The sequence below is a fragment of the Clostridioides sp. ZZV15-6598 genome, from assembly GCF_020657705.1.
GTDB classification, from domain to species: domain Bacteria; phylum Bacillota; class Clostridia; order Peptostreptococcales; family Peptostreptococcaceae; genus Clostridioides; species Clostridioides difficile_F.
The window spans coordinates 1-820 of the sequence record NZ_JAGWCS010000296.1 but is presented as its reverse complement, the minus strand read 5'-3'; the positions used below and the strand labels follow the sequence as shown (position 1 = coordinate 820).

At 24.5% G+C, this 820-nt stretch carries 1 protein-coding gene; it reads right to left on the bottom strand.

Features of this window, described 5'->3' with window-relative positions; genetic code table 11:
- On the bottom strand, nt 1–820 hold an 820-nt coding region (locus KGF50_RS21685), incomplete at both ends, for a hypothetical protein (protein ID WP_227849977.1).

The window sequence follows — 820 nt, the reverse complement described above, 5'->3', positions numbered from 1 at the left end:
AATATCACCTAAATAATTTCCTATTATTTTATTAAAACCAAATATTAAATCATAGTAATTTACTGTTGAAATAATTGAAAGCAATCCTTTAGGTAATATGTGAACTACTGACATCACTTTAGCTACAGCTATACTTAAAATAAGAAAACCTACTGATGATATTGAAGATTTACTAATAAAAGAACCTAACATAGCTATCATTGCCCATCCTTCAAACATTAAAATATCTATAGCTATATTTGATATTACATAGTTTGTTATATTTGAATTTGTTTTCAATGTAACTATATTATCTACTATCCTAAACGATTCTAAGTCACCGTTAATTGGTAATCCTTGTTGTATGCAGGTTATAATAAATATCCATACTAAATAAACAGCATAAATTACTAATGGTATAAATATAGCAATAACTATTTTAGATTTTAATGCCCTTTTCTTCTCTTTTGACGATAGTATAATATCTTTTACCGAAGAAATTACTTCATCTGTATAAAGATTTGATACAATTATGATTATAATAATCAACATACCTATATTTATAAGTGAATTTGTAGCTCTATAATTAAATACCTTCCAAAAGCCAACATTTTTATATTCATCAACATTTAGATTATCGAGTTTTTCTTTTGACATGGATTTAATCTTTTTAGAAAATTCATCACTATTCGTTTGATTTGAAAGTTGTTTTAAAACATTAAGTTTTTTTTGAAATTTATCATTAGCTATGTCTATTCCATTCCTTGTATCTTCTATACGACCTTTTTTCTCATCAATATAATAATCTTCTGTTTCTAAAACAGGTTTAACAAATATACTG